Origin of the sequence: Enterobacter sp. HK-058-C-ECC (assembly GCF_047531125.1) — a bacterium.
In the GTDB taxonomy this organism is placed as follows: Bacteria; Pseudomonadota; Gammaproteobacteria; order Enterobacterales; family Enterobacteriaceae; genus Enterobacter; species Enterobacter quasiroggenkampii.
Genome location: NZ_JBLKCH010000004.1, coordinates 318,692 through 340,219 on the forward strand (window position 1 = coordinate 318,692; position 21,528 = coordinate 340,219).

The 21,528-nt window shown below is 60.1% G+C and carries 16 protein-coding genes and 1 riboswitch; of the genes, 5 read left to right on the top strand and 11 right to left on the bottom strand.

Annotated features, from left to right (window positions below):
* Positions 1-43: 43 nt before the first annotated feature.
* Positions 44-140: riboswitch (TPP riboswitch) on the top strand.
* Positions 141-175: 35 nt separating this feature from the next.
* Genes thiM through ACMWJS_RS11390 form a run of 3 tightly spaced genes read left to right on the top strand, consistent with a single transcriptional unit; the run spans position 176 to position 2,532 of the window.
* A complete protein-coding gene (gene thiM, locus ACMWJS_RS11380) occupies positions 176-946 on the top strand; it encodes a hydroxyethylthiazole kinase (RefSeq protein ID WP_111968083.1) in 771 nt (256 codons plus the stop codon).
* Positions 943-1,743 (top strand): bifunctional hydroxymethylpyrimidine kinase/phosphomethylpyrimidine kinase, encoded by an 801-nt coding sequence (thiD, locus tag ACMWJS_RS11385; RefSeq protein ID WP_063622075.1) that lies wholly within the window; start codon positions 943-945, stop codon positions 1,741-1,743. Before thiM ends, thiD begins: the two co-directional genes overlap by 4 nt.
* A gap of 42 nt (positions 1,744-1,785) precedes the next feature.
* Complete coding sequence (locus ACMWJS_RS11390; RefSeq protein ID WP_045908643.1) at positions 1,786-2,532, top strand: GntR family transcriptional regulator; 747 nt, start codon at positions 1,786-1,788, stop codon at positions 2,530-2,532.
* On the opposite strand, the gene ACMWJS_RS11395 is transcribed toward ACMWJS_RS11390, so the two are convergent.
* From ACMWJS_RS11395 to ACMWJS_RS11405, 3 genes are read right to left on the bottom strand one after another with little or no spacing between them, the layout of a single operon-like run.
* Positions 2,506-3,459, bottom strand: a complete 954-nt coding sequence (locus ACMWJS_RS11395) for a PfkB family carbohydrate kinase (protein WP_414747077.1) — start codon at positions 3,457-3,459, stop codon at positions 2,506-2,508. The genes ACMWJS_RS11390 and ACMWJS_RS11395 overlap by 27 nt on opposite strands.
* On the bottom strand, positions 3,456-4,460 hold the full coding sequence (locus ACMWJS_RS11400) for an ADP-ribosylglycohydrolase family protein (protein ID WP_111968079.1): 1,005 nt from the start codon (positions 4,458-4,460) through the stop codon (positions 3,456-3,458). Before ACMWJS_RS11400 ends, ACMWJS_RS11395 begins: the two co-directional genes overlap by 4 nt.
* Positions 4,457-5,734, bottom strand: a complete 1,278-nt coding sequence (locus ACMWJS_RS11405) for a nucleoside permease (protein ID WP_045908640.1) — start codon at positions 5,732-5,734, stop codon at positions 4,457-4,459. The genes ACMWJS_RS11400 and ACMWJS_RS11405 overlap by 4 nt, the downstream gene beginning before the upstream one ends.
* A gap of 250 nt (positions 5,735-5,984) precedes the next feature.
* On the opposite strand from ACMWJS_RS11405, the gene fbaB reads away from it, so the two are divergent.
* Positions 5,985-7,037 (top strand): class I fructose-bisphosphate aldolase, encoded by a 1,053-nt coding sequence (fbaB, locus tag ACMWJS_RS11410; RefSeq protein WP_008500869.1) that lies wholly within the window; start codon positions 5,985-5,987, stop codon positions 7,035-7,037.
* Between the two features lie 53 nt (positions 7,038-7,090).
* Here fbaB and yegS read toward each other — a convergent pair whose 3' ends face one another.
* Entirely contained in the window at positions 7,091-7,990 is a 900-nt protein-coding gene (yegS, locus tag ACMWJS_RS11415; protein ID WP_045908639.1) for a lipid kinase YegS, read from the bottom strand.
* Between the two features lie 141 nt (positions 7,991-8,131).
* On the opposite strand from yegS, the gene ACMWJS_RS11420 reads away from it, so the two are divergent.
* Positions 8,132-8,632 carry a DUF523 domain-containing protein gene (locus ACMWJS_RS11420; RefSeq protein WP_414747078.1) on the top strand — a complete coding sequence of 167 codons (501 nt, stop codon included), beginning with the start codon at positions 8,132-8,134 and terminating at the stop codon, positions 8,630-8,632.
* A gap of 161 nt (positions 8,633-8,793) precedes the next feature.
* Here ACMWJS_RS11420 and yegQ read toward each other — a convergent pair whose 3' ends face one another.
* The 7 genes from yegQ to ACMWJS_RS11455 all read right to left on the bottom strand — a co-directional run bounded on the left by yegQ (position 8,794) and on the right by ACMWJS_RS11455 (position 21,261).
* The gene (yegQ, locus tag ACMWJS_RS11425) at positions 8,794-10,155 is read right to left on the bottom strand and encodes a tRNA 5-hydroxyuridine modification protein YegQ (protein ID WP_008500866.1); all 1,362 of its coding nucleotides are present in this window, start codon (positions 10,153-10,155) and stop codon (positions 8,794-8,796) included.
* Between the two features lie 168 nt (positions 10,156-10,323).
* Positions 10,324-11,046 (bottom strand): two-component system response regulator BaeR, encoded by a 723-nt coding sequence (baeR, locus tag ACMWJS_RS11430; RefSeq protein WP_024908120.1) that lies wholly within the window; start codon positions 11,044-11,046, stop codon positions 10,324-10,326.
* Positions 11,043-12,446 (bottom strand): two-component system sensor histidine kinase BaeS, encoded by a 1,404-nt coding sequence (baeS, locus tag ACMWJS_RS11435; RefSeq protein WP_039025016.1) that lies wholly within the window; start codon positions 12,444-12,446, stop codon positions 11,043-11,045. The genes baeR and baeS overlap by 4 nt, the downstream gene beginning before the upstream one ends.
* On the bottom strand, positions 12,443-13,858 hold the full coding sequence (locus ACMWJS_RS11440) for an MFS transporter (protein ID WP_262801424.1): 1,416 nt from the start codon (positions 13,856-13,858) through the stop codon (positions 12,443-12,445). The genes baeS and ACMWJS_RS11440 overlap by 4 nt, the downstream gene beginning before the upstream one ends.
* Complete coding sequence (gene mdtC / locus ACMWJS_RS11445) at positions 13,859-16,936, bottom strand: multidrug efflux RND transporter permease subunit MdtC (RefSeq protein WP_262801425.1); 3,078 nt, start codon at positions 16,934-16,936, stop codon at positions 13,859-13,861.
* A complete protein-coding gene (locus ACMWJS_RS11450) occupies positions 16,937-20,059 on the bottom strand; it encodes an MdtB/MuxB family multidrug efflux RND transporter permease subunit (RefSeq protein ID WP_414747079.1) in 3,123 nt (1,040 codons plus the stop codon).
* Complete coding sequence (locus tag ACMWJS_RS11455; RefSeq protein WP_048028298.1) at positions 20,059-21,261, bottom strand: MdtA/MuxA family multidrug efflux RND transporter periplasmic adaptor subunit; 1,203 nt, start codon at positions 21,259-21,261, stop codon at positions 20,059-20,061. The genes ACMWJS_RS11450 and ACMWJS_RS11455 overlap by 1 nt, the downstream gene beginning before the upstream one ends.
* Positions 21,262-21,528 lie beyond the last annotated feature (267 nt).

Sequence of the window (21,528 nt, forward strand, 5' to 3'; positions counted from 1 at the left end):
CCAGCAACTTCCCCTAATCTGGCAAAAAGTAAGCTAATGCTTACCAAATGACTCGGGGTGCCCTTCTTTGTGAAGGCTGAGAAATACCCGTATTACCTGATCTGGATAATGCCAGCGTAGGGAAGTCAGATGCCTTCCCGGTCATCGCTTCTTCACGCAAGGCAGGAGCGAACCCATGCAGCCTGACCTGCTCGATTTACACGTTTTACATCACTTCCGCACCCGTTCTCCGCTGACCCATTGTATGACCAATGACGTCGTACAGACCTTTACGGCCAACGTTTTGCTGGCGCTTGGCGCATCCCCGGCGATGGTGATCGAGGCCGAAGAGGCCGAGCAGTTTGCCGCGATAGCCGACGCGCTGCTGGTTAACGTTGGCACGCTGACCGCGCCGCGCGCCCAGTCGATGCGTCGGGCAATTGAAAGCGCGGTGGCGGCAGGCAAGCCCTGGACGCTGGACCCGGTTGCCGTGGGCGCCCTGGCGTTCCGCACCCGCTTTTGCCATCAAATTCTTGCCCTGAAACCGGCGGCCATTCGCGGCAATGCCTCCGAAATCCTTGCTCTTGCCGGGATGAGCGCCGGCGGGCGCGGCGTCGATACGACCGATACCGCCGCCAGCGCGGTGCCTGCGGCCCAGGCGCTGGCCCGGCAGATCAATACGATTGTGGTGGTCACCGGCGAGGTGGACTACATCACGGACGGGCAACGTACCCGAACGGTTACCGGCGGTGACCCGCTGATGACGCGCGTGGTGGGCACCGGGTGCGCGCTTTCTGCCGTTGTGGCGGCGAGCTGCTCGCTGCCGGGTGACCGGCTGGATAACATCGCTGCCGCCTGCGGATGGATGAAACGAGCCGGAACGGTCGCGGTTGTGCAGTCGCGTGGCCCGGGCAGTTTTGCCAGCGCGTTCCTGGATGCGCTCTACACGCTGGAGGAACAGGCATGAAGCGAATTAACGCCCTGACCATTGCCGGCACCGATCCCAGCGGCGGCGCGGGTATCCAGGCTGACCTGAAAACTTTCTCAGCCCTTGGCGCGTACGGCTGCTCGGTCATCACCGCGCTGGTGGCGCAAAACACGCGCGGCGTGCAGTCGGTCTACCGTATCGAGCCGGATTTTGTTGCCGCGCAGCTGGATTCAGTCTTCAGCGACGTGCGCATCGATACCACCAAAATCGGCATGCTGGCCGAAACGGATATCGTTGAAGCGGTGGCCGAGCGGCTTAAACGCTATCAGGTACAAAACGTGGTGCTGGATACGGTGATGCTGGCGAAAAGCGGCGATCCGCTGCTCTCCGCCTCTGCCGTGGAGACACTGCGCAAAAAGCTGCTGCCACAGGTAGCGCTCATCACGCCCAATCTGCCGGAAGCCGCCGCGCTGTTGGGCACATCGCACGCGCAAACGGAACGCGAGATGAAAGCGCAGGGGAACGCGCTGCTGGCGATGGGCTGCGGGGCGGTGCTGATGAAGGGTGGGCATCTGGATGACGCGGAAAGCCCGGACTGGCTCTTCACCCGGGACGGCGAAGTGCGCTTTACCGCGCCGCGCGTGCAGACCAAAAATACCCACGGCACGGGCTGTACGCTCTCGGCCGCGCTGGCGGCGCTGCGTCCCCGGCATGAAGGCTGGGCCGATACGGTGCGCGAAGCGAAAGCCTGGCTCTCGGCGGCGCTGGCAAAAGCCGATACTCTGGAAGTCGGTCACGGTATTGGGCCGGTTCATCATTTTCATGCATGGTGGTAAGCCAGTATACTGGCAGAAAACACCACGCCTGAGAAAACAGAGATGGAACAAGCGCATACCCGGTTAATCGCTCAATTGAATGAACGGATCGCCGCGCCCGATAACACGCCGCTGTACCTGAAGTTTGCCGAAACGGTAAAAAATGCGGTGCGCAGCGGGGTGCTGGAGCACGGGAATATTTTGCCCGGCGAGCGCGATCTGAGCCAATTGACCGGGGTGTCGCGCATTACCGTGCGTAAAGCGATGCAGGCGCTGGAGGAAGAGGGTGTGGTGACGCGCGCCCGTGGCTATGGGACGCAAATCAACAATATCTTCGAATACTCGCTGAAAGAGGCGCGCGGCTTCTCACAGCAGGTGGTGCTGCGCGGCCAAACGCCAAATACGCTCTGGGTTAACAAGCGGGTGGTGAAATGCCCGGAAGAGGTGGCGAACCACCTGTCGATCTCCCCGGACAGCGAGGTCTTTTTGCTCAAGCGCATTCGCTATGTGGATGACGATGCGGTGTCCATTGAAGAGTCCTGGGTCCCGGTCGGGTTAATTCCCGACCCGGATGCGATTGGCATTTCGCTCTACGACTACTTCCGCAGCCAGAATATCTTCCCGCAGCGCACCCGCTCAAGGGTGAGCGCCCGCATGCCGGACAGCGAGTTTCAGGCGCACATCAAGATGGATGAAAAAATACCGGTGCTGGTGATCAAGCAGGTCGCGCTTGACCAGCAGCACCGGCCGATTGAGTACAGCATCAGCTACTGTCGCAGCGACCTATACGTCTTTGTGTGCGAGGAGTAATTCCTCGCGAGTTGGTGCGCAATCGCCGCCGCGTTGGCTGACCACCCGGGACGCCACGGCATTCCCTAGCAGAACCGCGTCTGCCAGTGACCATCCTCCCGCCAGTCCGGCAAGCGTGCCGCCCGCGTGGCTGTCGCCTGCGCCAATGGTGTCCACGACCGTCGCCGGGAACGCCGGAACAACGCCCGAGCTCCCGGCGTCATACCAGGCCGCACCGTCTTTATCGTGGCGCACAATCAGTGCGGCCCCGAAACGCTGCTGCCACTCTGCACCCAGGTTTTCAGCCACGACACCCAGCCGCCCGGCTGCGATCTCCGCTTCCTGACGATTAAGGGACACGATTGGCCTGCAGGCCATAATTCGCGCCATCAGCGCGTCGGGGATATCCGCAATACGGGGGCCGAAATCGATGAATGCCGTCACCTCCTGCAACCCCTCCAGCCAGCGTGTCAGCAGTTCACCGCACGGTGAGGCCAACTGATAGCCGGACAAATACACCAGGCTGTTTTGCGGGACGTGAAGCGCATCCAGCCAGCGCTGCTGCCACTGGTTCTCCACGCCGCTAAAGGACATAAAGGTCCGTTCTCCGTCAGGCTCAACCAGCGCCAGGCACCAGCCGTTATCGCCCGTATCGGCCTCCACGGCGCTGTGCAGATCCTGCTTCGCCATGGCGTTGCGAATAATATCCGCCCACACGCCGTGCCCGACGGGCAGAGCGTTTTGCGCCGTAATGCCGAGCCGCTTCAGGGCAATGGCGATATTCAGCGCGCAGCCGCCGATATTCACGCCCTGCTGCTTAAGTTCGATATCGCACCCGCGCCAGGGCAGGGCGTAGGCGTCGGCGATGACGTCAATCACCGCTGCGCCCAGCACCGTCACCGGGCGCGTGGCGTGCAGATTTTCGAGACGTTGGGCAAATGCATTCATACGCCCTCCCTTTGCTCCCTGAAGTGCAGCAGTTTCTCGCAATAATGGCCGAAGTTGAGCTGGTTGACGGCATCGAGTTCGGCTTTGAGCGCCGGGTCAATCGCCTGCACACCGTGGAGCGCACCGCAGATGGCCGTCGCCATGGCGCCAATGGTGTCCGTATCACCGCCCAGATTGGCACATAAAATGGCGCAGCGGTTCGGGTCGGTTCCCGCCAGTTCCACCATCGCAATGGCCGCCGGAACGGACTCAATGGTGCTGGTTCCCGCGCCAATCAGCTGATAAACCTGCTCGCTGGCAGAGTCAATACCGTTGGCTTCCCGCACGGTCTTAAGCGCCAGCTCAATACGCGCCGCCAGCGACGCGCTGAAAGTGGTGGTTTTCATCTCCTGCGCATAGCGGGCGATCCCCGGCAGGGCATCAACGATGTTCTGCCAGCTTTCGCCGTCGATGGCGCGGGATACCGCCCAGGCAATCACCACCGCGCCGGCAATGGCGAGGTCCGATTTATGGGTCGGGCTGGAGGCCAGCGCCACCTGTTCAACAAAGTGTTCCAGCCGCGTCGCCGGGAGCAGGCAGCCCAGCGGGGAGGCGCGCATCGCCGCCCCGTTCGTCACGCCGTTGTTTTCCAGTTCGCTGACCGGCTTCCCGTCACGAATCGCATTAAGCGCGATTTTTGAGGTCGGGCCGAGCACATTCTTGTTGAACGCGTCGAAATCGAGCGCCCAGTTCAGGATATGCTTGCCGATAACATCCGCGTTAATCTCCCCGTCGCACTCAATGATCGCATCGGCGAGGCACAGCGCCATTGAGGTATCGTCGGTGAACTCTGCCTGCCCGAAATAGCAGGCCGCGTTATTTTCTGCCGGGCCGGGTAAAAAGCGGTCGATCCAGCCAAAGTGGGCCTTGACGCGCTTTCTCGGCCACAGCTCCGACGGCATGCCCATCGCATCCCCTAACGCCTGCCCGTAAAGGGCACCGAGAACACGTTCTTGTTTCATTTAACTTCCCCTTGTGTCAGCGCGGTATCGCCATCAACCACCTCAATAGCAGTGATCTCTTTGTCCGATTCGCGGAAAAACAGCATAAACAGCACGGCAATCACGGCAATCATGATTGCGCCAAATGCCCACATTCCGGCCCAGTTGAAGGTCAGCCCATTCACCGGCTCTTTATATGCGAACATTTTTTCCATCATCACGCCGCCCAGGCGGTAACCCAGCAGGCTACCAAAGCCCTGGCAGCACAGCGTAATCAGGCCTTGCGCGGCGGTACGCATGTGCACCGGCGCTTTTTTATCCACGTAGATGTACGCGGTAACGTAGTAGAAGTCGTAGCTCACGCCGTGCAGCAGAATGCCGAGGAACAGCAGGGCGTAGGTGAAGTACTGTTCCGCACCGCCGTAAACGAAGAACCCGTAGCGGATGGCGGCCGTGATCAGACCCAGCAGTAAGACCTTCTTAATACCAAAGCGTTTGGTAAAGAACGGCAGCGCCAGCATAAAGAAGATTTCAGAGAACTGGCCGAGCGTCATCCAGCCGGTGGCGTTTTTCATTCCCACTTCGGTGAGATAGCCGTTGGCGAAGATGTAATAGAAGGCCAGTGGCATGGCGAACAGAAACGAGCAGAAGAAGAACACGAGGAAGTTTTTGTCGCGCAGCAGGATCAGCGCGTCCAGCCCCAGCATTACTTTGAAGTCCAGCTTGCCGGTACTTTTCGGCGGCGTGTTCGGCAGGAAGAGGGCAAACACGCCGAGCAGGGCGGAGCTGGCTGCCGTCATCAGCAGAGGAATATTGGTATCGGAAATATCGCTATAGCCCAGCATCTGCGGCAGGAAGCCGCACGCCAGCCCGGAGGCGATCCAGCCGATAGTGCCCATTACGCGGATACGCGGGAAATCGGCCTCGACGTCATCCACGTTCGCGAAGGCAATACTGTTGGTCAGCGCGATGGTGGGCATATAGGTCAGGGAGTAAACCAGCAGCAGCGGGAAGAAGGTGCTGAACTGGGTTTGTTGTGCGGCGAAGTACATCAAAATCGCGCCGGCAAACATCAGCACCGCCAGTACTTTCTGCGCGGCGAAGAAGCGGTCCGTCAGCGATCCGACCAGAATTGGGGAGAGGATTGCGGCAATGGCGGTACAGGCATAAGACCAGCCGATTTCCCCGGCGGTAAAACCGCTTTTGCTCAGCCACAGCCACAGCGGCACAAACCACGCGCCCCAGATAAACCATTCAACAAACATCATGAATGACAGTTGGACTTTCGTTTTCATTTTTTAATCCTGCATGTCAGAGAGGGTACGCCTTTAACATACCATTCTATAATACCTTTTAAATACCTTTGTGGCGATTGTTTGATCAATGTAACAGTTTTGTTGTACACGAATCGAGCCAGCAGATTGTGCTGAAAAAAAATGCAAAAGGTGGAAAATCTGTTAAGTCGGTACCAGGCTTAGTCTGCCCATAAATAATGGGACTGGATAAACACACACCGACACGACGTCGGACTTACGGGAGTATCACATGACTGATATTGCGCAGTTGCTTGGCAAAGACGCCGACAGCCTTTTACAGCATCGTTGTATGACCATTCCAGCCGACCAGCTCTATCTGCCGGGTCATGACTACGTCGACCGCGTGATGGTCGATAACAACCGTCCGCCTGCGGTTCTGCGAAACATGCAGACGCTCTACAACACCGGGCGGCTCGGTGGCACCGGATATCTCTCCATTCTGCCGGTAGACCAGGGCGTTGAGCACTCGGCGGGCGCCTCTTTCGCAGCGAATCCGCTCTATTTCGATCCGAAGAACATTGTTGAGCTGGCGATTGAAGCGGGCTGTAACTGCGTGGCCTCCACCTACGGCGTGCTGGCCTCCGTCTCGCGTCGCTATGCCCACCGCATTCCGTTCCTCGTGAAGCTGAACCACAATGAAACCCTGAGCTACCCCACCGAATATGACCAGACGCTCTACGCCAGCGTCGAGCAGGCGTTCAATATGGGGGCGGTTGCCGTTGGGGCGACGATTTACTTTGGCTCTGAACAGTCCCGTCGTCAGATTGAAGAGATCTCTGCGGCGTTTGAGCGCGCGCACGAGCTGGGTATGGTGACCGTGCTGTGGGCGTACCTGCGTAACTCGGCGTTCAAAAAAGACGGCGTGGATTACCACGTTTCGGCCGACCTGACCGGCCAGGCGAACCATCTAGCGGCGACCATTGGCGCAGACATCGTGAAGCAGAAAATGGCCGAGAATAACGGCGGCTATAAAGCGGTGAACTTTGGTTACACCGATGACCGCGTTTACAGCAAGCTGACCAGCGATAACCCGATCGACCTGGTGCGCTACCAGCTGGCGAACTGCTATATGGGACGTGCAGGGCTGATTAACTCCGGCGGCGCGGCGGGCGGCGATACTGACCTGTCAGACGCGGTACGTACGGCGGTTATTAACAAACGCGCGGGCGGCATGGGGCTGATCCTGGGTCGTAAGGCGTTTAAGAAATCGATGGCCGACGGCGTGAAGCTGATCAATGCGGTGCAGGATGTCTATCTGGACAGCAAAGTCACGATTGCCTGACCTGAGGGCGAAGTGTAGGCCGGGTAAGGCGTAGCCACCACCCGGCAATACCATCAGCGCAAAAGCACACAGTCCGGCGGCAACCGACACTGCAGCGCGCCGGGCAACACCTCAATGCGGAACTGTGTTCCGCTTAGCGGCTCTCCGTCGAGGTTAAACGTCATCCCGTGCGGGGCATTGACCTCAAACCATGCGGATTTCCCGTCAATGATATTCGGACTCTCTTCCGGCTGCGTCAGCGTGGTAAACAGCGCGGGCAGAAGGCCGTCGCCTGTGAAAATCCGCAGCTGTAGCTGACCGTCATTGATCAGCGCCTCCGGGCACAGCTGCTGACCGCCGCCAGCCTGTCGACCATTGCCAATGCCAATGACCAGCGCGTCACCCTGCCACTGAAAATCCTCGCCGCGAATTTCGCAGCGGTCAGGCTTGAGGGTATCCATGCGCATCAGACCGTGGATCAGATACGACACGCCGCCCAGCGCCGCCTTCAGTTTTTCCGGCGTTTCGCTGGTGATGCGCGTGCCGAACCCGCCGGTGGCCATATTGATAAAGCAGGTTTTGTCATTCACCTGCGCAATATCTACCGCGGTGGCTTTACCGAGGATCGCCAGCTGGAGCGCTTTTTCTAACGCCTCCGGGATCCCTGCGCTGGTGGCAAAATCATTGGCGGTGCCGAGCGGTAAAATGCCCATCACCGGGCGGTTTGCCGGGGGCAGGTCGATCAGCGCTGACGCGATCTCATTGATGGTGCCATCGCCGCCGCCGGAAATGATGGTGTTGACGCCAAGCCCGAGGGCTTCATTGATATAGCGTGCCGCGTCGCCTTTTTCCCAGGTTACCCTGACGTGGATGCGCGCGCCGTCGTCACGCAAATCCTGAATTGCCTGACGCAGTAGATCGTTGCCCGCACTTTTGCCATTGAGAATCAATAAACTGTCTGGATAGGTTGCCATCCGCGCTGCTCCCTTTTTTAGCGTTAGTAAGAGTGTATAGCAGAGAGGAAAAAAGCGGGTAAGAACAGGATGAAAGGAACAAAATAAGCCCGAAAGCGCGTTACACTCCAGCGATGATATTAACGTAATCACAGGAAAGTGATGATGAATAAAATTTTGGTAAGCGCGTGCCTGATGGGCTTCAGGGTTCGTTATAACGGAAGTGAAAAAGCGAGAATGAACGCGCAACTCGCTCGCTGGCAACAGGAACAACGTCTGGTTATCCACTGCCCTGAACTGGCTGCCGGGCTGCCTGTACCGCGTCCTCCGGCAGAGATTATGTCCGCTGATGGCAAAGACGTAATGCGCGGGCAAGCCAGAATTGTTGAAAATACCGGGCAGGACGTTACTGAGCAGTATCAGCTTGCAGCCTGGCTTGCGCTACGCGCTGCTCAGGAGTCGGGGTGTAGCGCTGCATTGTTAACCGATGGCAGCCCAACGTGCGGCAGTGAGTTTATTTATGACGGATCGTTTCGCGGAATACATAAAGCGGGGAAGGGGGTTGCGGCATCGTTGCTCTCAGAGCATGGGATCGCCGTGTTCTCAGAGAAGCAAATCGACGAACTCATTGCCTGGATTGAGGAGAGAGAAGGCAAAAAATAAGCCCGCGTAAGGGAGATTACGCAGGCTAAGGAGGTGGTTCCTGGTACAGCTAGCATTTATGGGTTATGTTTTTCAGCGGGGGGATAATACCCGTATTGAACGAAGCGGTATGTGATCCGATTCTAAGAATTATCCCAGCGCGAAAAAATTTCCCTGATTGACTATTTGCCGTGTGGGTTACGGGTGCTTTCCCCGTTGAAGTTACGCATCAGCAGCGCGAACTTCAGCTCCACCTCTTCCGGAACCGGCAGCCAGACGGTATGCCCGTCGCCCGGCGCGACCTCAATCGCTTCGCCTTTGCCGTTTTCCAGATGCTCCAGCGTAAAGTTCATGTTGCCCTGCGGGGTCATCAGTTCCAGGCTGTCGCCTTTGGTGAACTTGTTTTTCACCGCGACGGCCGCCAGCGCGCCTTTGCGCTCGCCGGTGAAGTCACCGACAAACTGCTGGCGCTCGGATACGGAGTAGCCGTGCTCGTAGTTCTGGTAGTCGTCGTGGGTATGACGGCGCAGGAAGCCTTCGGTATAGCCGCGATGCGCCAGGCCTTCCAGAGTTTCCAGCAGGCTGGTATCGAACGGTTTACCGGCGGCCGCATCGTCGATGGCTTTGCGGTATACCTGCGCGGTACGCGCGCAGTAGTAATAGGATTTGGTGCGGCCTTCAATCTTCAGGGAGTGCACACCCATCTGGGTCAGGCGCTCGACGTGGGCGATGGCGCGCAGATCTTTCGAGTTCATGATGTAAGTGCCATGCTCGTCTTCAAAGGCGGTCATGTATTCGCCCGGACGTTTGGCTTCTTCAATCATAAACACGCTGTCGGTTGGCGCGCCGATGCCCAGCGTTGGCTCAACGTTGGTCACCGGGATCGGCTCATGCTTGTGGACGATGTTGCCGATGTCATCCTCTTTGCCTTCCTGGACGTTGTATTCCCAGCGGCAGGCGTTGGTGCAGGTGCCCTGGTTCGGGTCACGCTTGTTGATATAGCCAGAAAGCAGGCAGCGGCCGGAATAGGCCATGCACAGCGCGCCGTGAACGAAGATTTCGATTTCCATATCCGGCACCTGGGTGCGGATCTCTTCGATCTCTTCCAGCGAAAGCTCGCGAGACAGGATGACGCGGGTCAGCCCCATCTGCTTCCAGAACTTCACCGTTGCCCAGTTGACGGCGTTAGCCTGTACGGAGAGGTGGATATCCATCTCCGGGAAGTTCTCCCGAACCAGCATGATTAAACCCGGGTCCGACATGATCAGCGCGTCCGGCCCCATATCCACCACCGGCTTCAGGTCACGGATGAACGTTTTCAGCTTGGCGTTGTGCGGCGCGATGTTGACCACCACGTAGAATTTTTTACCCAGAGCGTGCGCTTCGTTGATGCCGAGCTGCAGGTTCTCGTGGTTGAATTCGTTATTACGTACGCGCAGCGAGTAGCGCGGCTGGCCCGCATACACGGCGTCGGCGCCATAGGCGAAAGCGTAACGCATATTTTGCAGCGTTCCCGCCGGGGAAAGGAGTTCCGGTTTAAACATGTTTGTTCTCGTTCTGATGACAGGTCAGATCCGCGTGCACCAGGTGCAGCGGTAAGGGGAGATCCCCCACTTTAAGGGCGGGCATTGTAGCGCTGCGGGGCGGGGAGGTAAAGTTATTGTGCCGGGTGGCGGCTTCGCCTTACCCGGCCTGGATTGACCCTCTGCTGGCTAGGCTATCCTGCACGCATCCGCTTCCCAGCGATACCCCACACCATACACCGCGCGAATAAACGACTGCTCGGCATCCAGCGCCTCCAGCTTGCGGCGCAGGTTTTTGATGTGGCTGTCGATGGTGCGGTCGGTCACCACGCGATAATCGTCATACAGGTGGTTCAGCAGCTGTTCGCGGGAGAAGACTTTTCCCGGCTCGTGGGAGAGGGTTTTCAGCAGGCGGAACTCCGCAGGGGTCAGGTCCAGCAGCTTGCTGCGCCAGCTCGCCTGGAAGCGGCTTTCGTCGACAATCAGCGGGCTTTCGGCGTCCAGCACCTGAAGCTCGCGCTGCGGCCTGCAGCGGCGCAGAATGGTTTTCACGCGGGCGACCACCTCGCGCGGACTGTAGGGCTTGCAGATGTAGTCGTCCGCGCCGATTTCGAGCCCCAGCAGGCGGTCAATCTCTTCAATTTTGGCGGTGACCATGACGATCGGCACGTCGGAGAAGCGGCGAATTTCCCGGCACAGGGTCAGGCCATCGGTCCCGGGAAGCATCAGATCAAGCAGGATCAGGTCCGGCGGGGTCTGGCGCACGTATGGCAGCACCTGATCGCCGTGGCTTATCAGTGACGGGGCATAGCTGGCCGCGCGTAAATAGTCGATCAGCAGCTGTCCCAGCTTGGGTTCGTCTTCGACGATCAAAATGCGCGGCGTGTTTTCGTCAATCGGTAACTCGGTCATACTTCTCTCGATAAATCCCGTTCCAGAGGTAACTCTACTGTAATGCTAACCCCGCCAAAAGGCGAATGGGCGGCGCGGATCGTGCCATTATGCGCCTCGACGATGTTAACGCAAATCGCCAGCCCCAGACCGGATCCGCCGCTGGCGCGATTGCGGGAGCCTTCGGTACGGTAAAAACGTTCAAACAGTTTTTCCAGCTGCGCGTCCTGCACGCCGGGTGCGGAATCCGCGAAGGTAAGGGCAAAGCGCCCGTTTTCCTGTCTGCCGGAAATCAGCAGCCCGCCGCCGCTGTCGGTATAGCGCAGGCTGTTTTCCAGCAGGTTGTTGAACAGCTGCATCAGCCGATCTTTGTCGCCAAACACCACCGCGCTGTCCGGCAGGGAGAGGTCGATTTTCAGGTTGCGGCTGGCAAAGCGTTCGCGGAAGGCGCCGCTCGCCACCTCCAGCACGTTAATGACGTCTACGGGCGCCTTCTGGTAGGCCAGTGCGCCTTCGTCGGACATGGAGAGCTGGTGGAGATCGTCCACCAGCTTGGTGAGCGTGCCCACCTCCGCCTGCAGGGAAGCCACCGATTCGGGCGTAAACTGGCGCACGCCGTCCTGAATGGCCTCGAGCTCGCCGCGCAGCACCGCCAGCGGCGTGCGCAGCTCGTGGGAGATATCGGCCATAAAGTCGCGGCGCATCTGCTGGTTCTTCTCCAGCGTGCTGGCGAGCTGGTTAAAGTCCTGCGCCAGCTTGCCCAGTTCGTCCTGGCTGCGGGTATCGACGCGGGTGGTGAAATCCCCGGCGGCGAGCTTGTGCGTGCCTTCCACCAGGCGTTTCACCGGGGCGAGCAGACCGCGCGCCAGCGGGAAGGTGGCGAGCGCGGCGAGCAGCGTGGAGAGGGCGACAATCAGCCAGCTTGTCCGACGCTGCTGGCGGTCAAAGTTGATGTCGGTGTTGCGCGTCAGGCGCTCCACCGGGGAGGCGATCACCCAGCCAACGGTGGCGTTATTCACTTTAATCGCCCGCCGGGTGCCGTCAGGCGGTATCGGCGCGCGCGGGCCAACCAGGGGGCGCATATCCTGGTCGATTACCCAGAACTGGGTGCGCCAGCCGTGCGGCGGCATGCCCGGGCCAGGGCGATCGTCGCCGGTATCGTGCTCCAGCGAGCGCAGGATCTGGAAAATAAAGCGATCATTGTTGCGCAGAAAACGCCAGTTGCCGTGCTGGGCGTACTGTTCACTCAGCGCATCGCTCAGTCCCTGCAAACGCTGCTCATTGCCATGCTTGATGTAATCAATAAAGCCGCGCTCGAAGCTGACCCGCACCGCCCAGTGCATGGTGATCAGAAGGACGATACAGGTGGCGAAGATCGCTACAAAGAGCTTGCCGGTAATACCCGGACGCCAGAATTTCATGAGCCACTCCTTTTGCCGCGCCTAATCACGACGTTCTTGCTGGTATCATCCGGCACTCTGGCGAAGATGAAAGCGGGCAGGGCGATGATGATCGCCATGCTGAGGTAGGTATACATAAAGACCTGATGCGCCACCGGCGTGTCGACGCTGAGGTGGTGCTGACCGTACATGCCGAGCAGTAACCCCGCGATAGTCACGCCCACGCTCATGGAGAGCTGCATCACCATCGACAGCAGGCTGTTGCCGCTGCTCGCCAGATCGTCCGGCAGGTCTTTCAGGGTCAGGGTATTCATCGACGAGAAGCGCATGGAGTTGATGATCCCCTGGCAGAACAGCACCAGCGGCAGGACGTAGTACCAGCCCATCAGCGCCACGGCCATAAACAGCAGGCTGACCAGCGCCAGCCCCAGCGTGGCCGCCACCAGCACGTGTCGATAGCCAAAGCGGTTCACCACCTGCACCACAATGCGCTTCATTCCCATGCTGCCGAGCACCATCGGGATCATCATCAGGCCCGCGTGGAATGGCGAAAAACCCATGCCAATTTGCAGAAAAACGGGCGTCATAAACGGCAGCATCCCGCTGCCGATGCGTCCGGCGAAGCTGCCAGACAGGCCCAGACGGTAAGTGGGGTTTTTAAACAACGCCAGGCTGAACAGCGCCTTGTCGTTTCCTCTGGCGTGCCACAGATACCACAGTATGGCGGTAACACCGAGCGCGATCAGGAGCCCGAGCGTCAGGGGCGAAATCCCCAGTCCTTTTTGCCCGTCGAGCGCCAGGGTGAGCGTGGCCATACCGCCGGCCAACAGGATAAAACCTAAGAAATCAAAGCGCCGGGTCTGCATTTTGTAGTTCGGCATCAGCGTCAGGGTGGCCATCGCGCCGATGATGCCTACCGGGAGGTTGATTAAGAAGATCCAGTGCCAGGAGGCGTACTCCACCAGCATGCCGCCCAGCGCCGGGCCCAGCAGCGGCCCCACCTGACCGGGCAGGGTGACAAAGGTCATCGCCGCCATGTACTGCTCGCGCGGCACAATCTTCATCACCGTTAACCGCCCGACGGGCACCATCATCGCCCCGCCGATGCCCTGCAGCACGCGCGCCATCACCAGCTGGTCGAGGGTATTGGCCTGGGCGCAAAACAGCGAGCCGGTGGTAAACAGCACGATGGCGGTAAAGAAGATATTCCGCACGCCGACCTTATCGGCCAGCCAGCCGCTGGCGGGCAGCATCACGGCAACCGTCAGCACGTAGGAGACAATCACCATGTGCATATGCAGCGGGCTCTCCCCCAGGCTTTTCGCCATGGAGGGGAGGGCGGTGTTGACGATGGTCGTATCCAGCGACTGCATAAAGAAGCCGAAGGCGACTATCCATAATTGCCAGCGAACGTTGCTGGGAAGCTCAGTCATTTACCCGTTTACCGTTTCTCTGTTTTTACGCGAAAAGCGCAGCCGCAGGCGGTCGAAGAACAGATAGACCACCGGCGTGGTGTACAGCGTCAGCAGCTGGCTCATCACCAGGCCGCCGACAATGGTGATCCCCAGCGGCTGGCGCAGCTCTGAGCCGTCGCCGCCCGAAATTACCAGCGGCAGCGCGCCAAACAGCGCCGCCAGGGTGGTCATCATGATCGGACGAAAGCGCAGCAGGCAGGCCTGGAAGATGGCCTCTTCCGGCGAGAGGTTGCCGTTGCGCTGGGCGTCCAGCGCGAAGTCCACCATCATGATGGCATTTTTCTTCACGATGCCGATCAGCAGCATGATCCCGATGAGCGCGATAAGGCTGAACGGTGCGCCGAACAGCTCCAGCGCCAGCAGTGCCCCCACGCCCGCCGACGGCAGCGTCGAGAGGATGGTCAGCGGGTGCACGTAGCTCTCATACAGCACGCCCAGCACAATATAGACCGTGGCGATGGCGGCCAGAATCAAAATCACCTGCGAGTTCATTGTCTCCTGGAATACCTGCGCGGTCCCGGCGAAGCTGCCGCGGACGGTAGACGGCACGCCAAGCTGGGTCATCGCGCGGTTGATTGCATCACTGGCCTCAGACAGTGACGAACCGGCGGGGAGGTTAAAGGAGATGGTCGATGCCGCCGAAAGCCCCTGATGGTTCACCGACAGCGGCGCGTTGGCAGGCTGCCAGCTGGCGAAGTAGGAGAGCGGAATCGCCTTACCGTCGTTGTTAATGACAAACATTTTGTCCAGGGCGCTGATGTCCTGGGTGTAGCGCGGGTCAACTTCCATCACCACCTTATACTGGTTCATCGGCTGGTAGATGGTGGAGATCTCGCGCTGACCGAAGGCGTTGTTCAGCAGGCTGTTGGCGGCTTCAACGTTGATACCCAGCCGCGACATGGTTTCACGGTCGTAGGTCAGGGCCATCTCGGCGCCGTTGTCCTGCTGATCGGAGTTTACGTCCGCCAGTTGGGGAAGGGCGGCCAGCGCCTTGCGGATCTTCGGCTCCCACTCGCGCAGGGCGGCCAAATCGTCCGAGAGTAATGTGTACTGATAGCTGGCGTTCGCCTGTCGCCCACCGACGCGGATATCCTGAACGGCCATCAAAAACAGGTTTGCCCCCGGCTCTTTGGCGAGCTTCACCCGCAGGCGGTCAATCACCTGCTGGGCGGTTTCGTTGCGCTCGCCGCGCGGTTTGAGGGTAATAAACATCATCCCGCTGTTGACGCGTGACCCGCCGGTAAAACCGGTGACGTTATCCACGGCTTTGTCTTCACGAATGATCTTCATAAAGTCCTGCAGCTTGCCGCGCATGGCCTGGAACGAAATGCTCTGGTCCGCCTGAATGCCGCCCATCAGCACGCCGGTGTCCTGCTCCGGGAAGAAAGTTTTCGGGATGGTGATATACATCCACACGTTGAGCACGATGGTGCCGACCAGCACCAGGCCGACCAGTCGGGTATGGTTCAGCACCCACTTCAGCGATTTTCCGTAGCCTTCCTGCATTGCCATCAGGAAACGGCCAAAGCCTTTGCGGCGCGGCTGCGAGTGCGGTTTGCTGCGCTTGAGCATCCAGCCGCACATCATTGGCGTCAGCGTTAGGGAGATCGCCAGCGAAATGCCGATCGCGACGGAGAGGGTGACGGCAAACTCGCGCAGCAACCGGCCCGGCAGCCCGCCCATCAGCAGCAGCGGGAGGAACACCGCCACCAGCGACAGGCTCATGGAGAGCACCGTAAACCCCACCTCGCGCGTGCCCTGCAATGCAGCCTGCAGCGGCTTCACGCCCGCTTCCAGATGGCGGGAGATGTTCTCCAGCACCACGATGGCGTCATCCACTACGAAGCCCGTCGCAATCGTCAGGGCCATCAGCGACAGGTTGTTGAGGCTAAACCCGCACAGATACATGGCGGCAAAGGTACCGATCAGCGAGACCGGCACGGCCACCGCCGGGATCAGCGTCGCGCGGCCAGAGCGCAGGAACAGGAAGACCACCAGGATCACCAGCGCGACGGAGATCACCAGCGTTTGCTCCACCTCTTCCAGCGAGGCGCGAATGGTCGGGGAGCGATCCTGGGCAATTTGCAGATCGATTGCTGCCGGGATGGTCTCCTGCAGGTCCGGAAGACGGGCGCGAATGCTGTTCACCGTCTCAATAATGTTGGCCTCCGGCAGCTTGCGGATCATCAGCAAAATCGCCGGTTTGGCGTTGGTCATCCCGGCGTTGCGCACGTCCTGCACCGAGTCGGTGACGCTGGCCACGTCGCTTAAGCGCACCGCCGCGCCGTTGTTATAGTGGATGATGAGCGGTTGATATTCCGCCGCGGTTTTCAGCTCGTCGTTGGTGTGGATCTGCCAGCGGTGGCTGTTATCCTCAATCGCCCCCTGCGGTTTACGCACGTTGGCGTTGCTGATGGCGGAGCGCACGTCGTCCAGCGACACGCCCTGGTTGAATAACGCCTGCGGGTTTAACCCCACGCGCACGGCGGGCAGGGAACTCCCACCGACGCTCACGTCACCGACGCCGTTAATTTGTGAGATTGTCTGCGCCAGCTGGGTAGACGCAAAGTCGTACAGCTGCCCCTGTGAGTACGTATCCGAGGTCAGCGTCAGGATCATGATCGGCGCGTCGGACGGGTTGGCCTTGCGGTAGGTCGGACGGCTCGGCATCCCGCTCGGCAGCAGGCTCTGTGCGGCGTTGATGGCCGCCTGCACGTCGCGCGCCGCGCCGTTGATATCACGGTCGAAGCTGAACTCCAGAATAATGCGCGTGCTGCCCAGCGAGCTGCTGGAGGTCATCTCGTTGACCCCCGCAATCCGCCCGAGCGAACGCTCCAGCGGCGTGGCAACGGACGAGGCCATGGTTTCCGGCGAGGCACCCGGCAGCGAGGCGCTGACCATGATTACCGGGAAATCTACCTGCGGCAGCGGCGCCACCGGCAGCAGCCGGAAGCCCAGAACGCCGCAGAGGGTAATGGCGAGCGAGATTAAAATCGTCGCCACCGGGCGATAAATGAAGAGGGCGAAAAACTTCACTTATGCCTCCTCTTCACGTTTCGGGAAGCGGCTTTTGGTCCACAGCGCCAGGCGGTCAAACAGCAGGTAGATCACCGGTGTGGTGAACAGCGTCAGCACCTGGCTCACCAGCAGACCGCCGACCATGCCGATACCCAGCGGACGGCGCAGCTCCGCGCCGACGCCAGTGCTCAGCATCAGCGGCAGCGCGCCCAGCAGGGCGGCCAGCGTGGTCATCAGGATCGGACGAAAACGCAGCAGGCAGGCCTGGAAGATGGCATCGCGCGGCGACATCCCCTGTTCGCGCTCGGCGGCCAGGGCAAAGTCGATCATCATGATGGCGTTTTTCTTCACGATCCCGATAAGCAGGATAATGCCGATGATGGCAATCACGTCCAGCTCGCTGCCCGCCAGCATTAATGCCAGCAGCGCCCCCACGCCCGCCGTCGGCAGGGTAGAGAGGATGGTGATCGGGTGGATAAAGCTTTCGTACAGCACGCCGAGCACGATGTACATCGCCACGACCGCCGCCACGATCAACCAGATGGTGTTGCCCAGCGCGGCCTGAAACGCCAGGGTGCTGCCCTGGAACTGGGTCTGAATGTCGGACGGGAAGCTGAGATCTTTTTCCGCCGCCTGAATGGCCTCCACCGCTTCACCCAGAGAGTAATTGTCCGGCACGTTAAAGGAGATGGTGGTGGACGGGAACTGATCCAGATGGTTAATCGACAGCGGGGTATAGCGTTCTTCCACCGTGGCGATAGCGCTCAGCGGCACAATGCCGCCGTCTTTGCTGGTCAGGCGCACCGAGTCCAGCCCCGCCAGGCCGGGCGTGTTCTCCGTGTTGTGCTCCAGCACCACGCGGTACTGGTTCGCCTGGGTGTAGATGGTGGAGATCAGGCGCTGACCGAAGGCGTTGTACAGAGCGTTATCCACGTCCGCCATGGTAATACCCAGACGGCTGGCGGCGTCGCGGTTGACGTTCACATACGCCGCCAGGCCCTTGTCCTGCCAGTCGCTGCTGACGTCCGAGAGCTGCGGCAGGGTTTTGAGTTTATCCACCAGCTGCGGCACCCAGGTGCTGAGCGCGTCCAGCGAGGTGGCCTGCAGCGTGAACTGGTACTGCGTGCGGCTGACCTGGGTATCGATGGTCAAATCCTGAATCGGCTGCAGGTAAAGCTCAACGCCCGGCACGCGGGCCACGGCGTTTTGCAGCCGCTCAATGACGGCGTTGACGCGATCGTCGCGCTCATCCAGCGGCTTAAGGTTGATCTGCAGACGCGCGCTGTTGAGCGACGGGTTGGTGCCGTCGACGCCCACGTAGGAGGTCAGGCTCTCGACCGCCGGATCTTTCATAACAATCTCAGACACCTGCTGCTGGCGCTGGGCCATATTGGCGAAGGAGACTGACTGCGGGGCCTGAAGCGTGCCCTGAATAATGCCGTTGTCCTGGATGGGGAAGAAGCCTTTCGGAATGAAAATCCACAGCATCACGCTGAGCGCCAGCGTGCCGAGCGCCACGCCGAGCGTCGCCCACGGGTGGTTGAGGACTTTCGCCAGCACGCGACCGTAGCCGGCAATAATGCGCTCGAACATGCGCTCGGAGGCGCGCGAGAAGCGGTTTTGCTTACGCAGTGACTCGTGGCTCAGCATGCGGGCGCACATCATCGGCGTCAGGGTCAGCGACACCACGGCGGAGATCAGAATGGCGACCGCCAGCGTCACGGCAAACTCGCGGAAAAGACGCCCGACGATATCGCCCATAAACAGCAGCGGGATCAGCACCGCAATCAATGAGAAGGTCAGCGAGATAATGGTAAAGCCGATTTCCCCTGCGCCTTTCAGCGCGGCGGCCAGCGGCTTTTCGCCTTTCTCGATATAGCGCGAGATGTTCTCGATGACGACGATAGCGTCATCCACCACGAACCCGGTGGCGATGGTGAGCGCCATCAGCGTCAGGTTGTTGATCGAAAAATCGAGGAACACCATCACCGCAAAGGTACCGACCAGCGAGAGCGGTACGGCGACGGCGGGGATGATGGTCGCCGGGACGTTACGCAGGAACAGATAGATAATCATCACCACCAGCGCAATCGCCAGCATCAGCTCGAACTGGGTGTCGGTGACCGACGCGCGAATGTTGGTGGTACGGTCGGAAAGCACCTTCACGCTGACCGATTTCGGCAGGCTTTCGATCAGCTGCGGCAGCATGGTGCGGATGCTGTCGGCGGTTTCGATGATGTTGGCACCCGGCTGGCGCTGCACGTTCATCACGATCGCCTGCTGTTTGTTGGCCCAGGCTCCCAGCCAGCTGTTCTCCGCGCCTTGTTCTACGGTCGCCACGTCGCCCAGACGCACTGGCGCGCCGTTCTGGTAGGCGATAATTAGCTGACGATATTCGTCGGCGGACTGCATCTGGTCGTTGGCGGAGAGCGTCACGGCGCGGGTTGGGCCGTCCAGCGAGCCCTTCGCCGAGTTGACGTTCGCGTTGCTGATGGCGCTGCGAATGGTTTCGCTGGTGAGCCCCAGCGCGGCGATGGCCTGCGCGTTCAGCTTGACGCGCACCGCCGGGCGCTGGCCGCCCGCGAGGGTGACGAGGCCAACGCCGGACACCTGAGAAATTTTCTGCGCCACGCGCGTTTCGACCATGTCTTCGACCTGGGTCATCGGCATCGCGGAGGAGGTGACGGCAAGCGTCATGATTGGCGGATCTGCCGGGTTCACCTTGCTGTAGACCGGTGGGTTAGGCAGGTCTGACGGCAGCAGATTGGTAGCGGCGTTGATGGCGGCCTGCACCTCCTGCTCGGCGACGTCCAGCGACAGCGTCAGCTGGAACTGCAGCGTCACGACGGATGCCCCGCCAGAACTCTGGGAGGACATCTGTTTTAGCCCCGACATCTGGCCGAACTGGCGCTCCAGCGGGGCGGTAATGGCGGACGTCACCACGTCCGGGCTGGCCCCGGGATAGAGGGTGACAACCTGAATCGTTGGGTAATCCACCTCCGGCAGCGCCGAGACGGGCAGGAAGCGATAGCCGATAATCCCGGCGAGCAGGATCGCCACCATCAGCAACGTGGTGGCGACAGGACGGAGGATAAACAGGCGTGACGGCCCACCTGTAGAGCCCGGCGGCAGCACCTGCATCAGGAGGTCGCTCCCTGTTTCGCAGGTTCAACCACTTCCACTTTGGCCCCTTCGGTCAGACGGTCAATGCCGTCGGTGACCACGCGGTCGCCTGCGGAAAGCCCCGCGCTGATGACCACCGTCTGGCTGTCCTGAATTCCGGTTTTTACGAGATGCTTGCTGACTTTATTGTCGCTGTTAAGCACCCAGACAAAGTTACCTTCATTACCCATCTGCAGTGCAGCGGTGGGGATCACCACCGCGTTCTCTTCGGTGGCGACCAGCATGCGTGCATTGACGAACTGGTTCGGGAAGAGGGCATCGTCCTGGTTATTAAAGCGCGCCTTCAGCTTGATGGTGCCGGTGGTGGTGTCGATCTGGTTATCCAGACTGAGCAGGGACCCTTCACTCAGTTTCTGCTTATTGGTGCGGTCCCAGGCTTCCACTACCAGGCCTTTACCGGCTTTTTGCGCCTGCATGACGGTCGCGATATCGCTTTCCGGCAGGGTAAAGACTAAATCAATCGGGTGGGTCTGGGTGATCACCACGATGCCCGTGGTGTCGCCGCTGGAGATTTGGTTGCCGATATCGACCTGCTTCAGGCCGACGCGTCCGTCAATCGGCGCGGTGATGCGGCTCCAGTCCAGCTGCAACTGGGCGCTGGCCACGGCGGCTTCGTCCGCTTTGATAGTGCCCTGCGTTTCACTGACCAGCGACTGCTGGGTATCCAGCTCCTGACGGGACACCAGATTCGTTTTCACCAGTTGCTGGTAGCGGGCTAAATCGCGCCGGGCGTTGGCGAGGGTCGCGTTGTCTTTCGCGAGCTGTCCCTGCGCCTGGGCGAGGGCGACCTTAAACTGGCTCGGGTCGATTTCCGCCAGCAGGTCACCAGCCTTAACCTGCTGACCTTCCTGGAAGTGGATCGCGATGAGCTGGCCGTCGACGCGGCTGCGCACCGTGGCAGTGTTGGCGGCGGTAATGGTCCCGAGACCGGTGAGATAGCGAGGAACGGCTTTATTTACCGCCGTCGCCGCCTGAACCGGCGCCAGGGCGCCGCCGCGCATTCCATGACGCCCTCCGCCCGTGGGGCGCTGAGCCTGGCTGGTGGCACCGGCGGGTGCGGCGGAGTTCGCGGATTGGCTGTGCCAGTACCAAGCGGCGGCAAGGGCCACCACAATGATGCCAGCGGCGATTGCCCAGCGGGATTTGTTACTGCCTTTCATCGTTATACGTTCTCATCCTGAATACTTCGGGGAATGATACTAGTTTAGTCAGGCAACACAGCGGAAAAATGGAGGAAATATGGAAGACTGTCGGGAATTGTCTGAGTGTTGCCGGGTGGCGCTTCGCTTACCCGGCCTACAAGGTAAATGCGAACGGCAACGGACGTTGCCGTTTTTGGTGTTTTGTGGGAGAGGGCACCAGACCGCACCACAACAACACACGTTTTGAAGGCCGGGTAAGGCGAAGCCGCCACCCGGCACAACCGC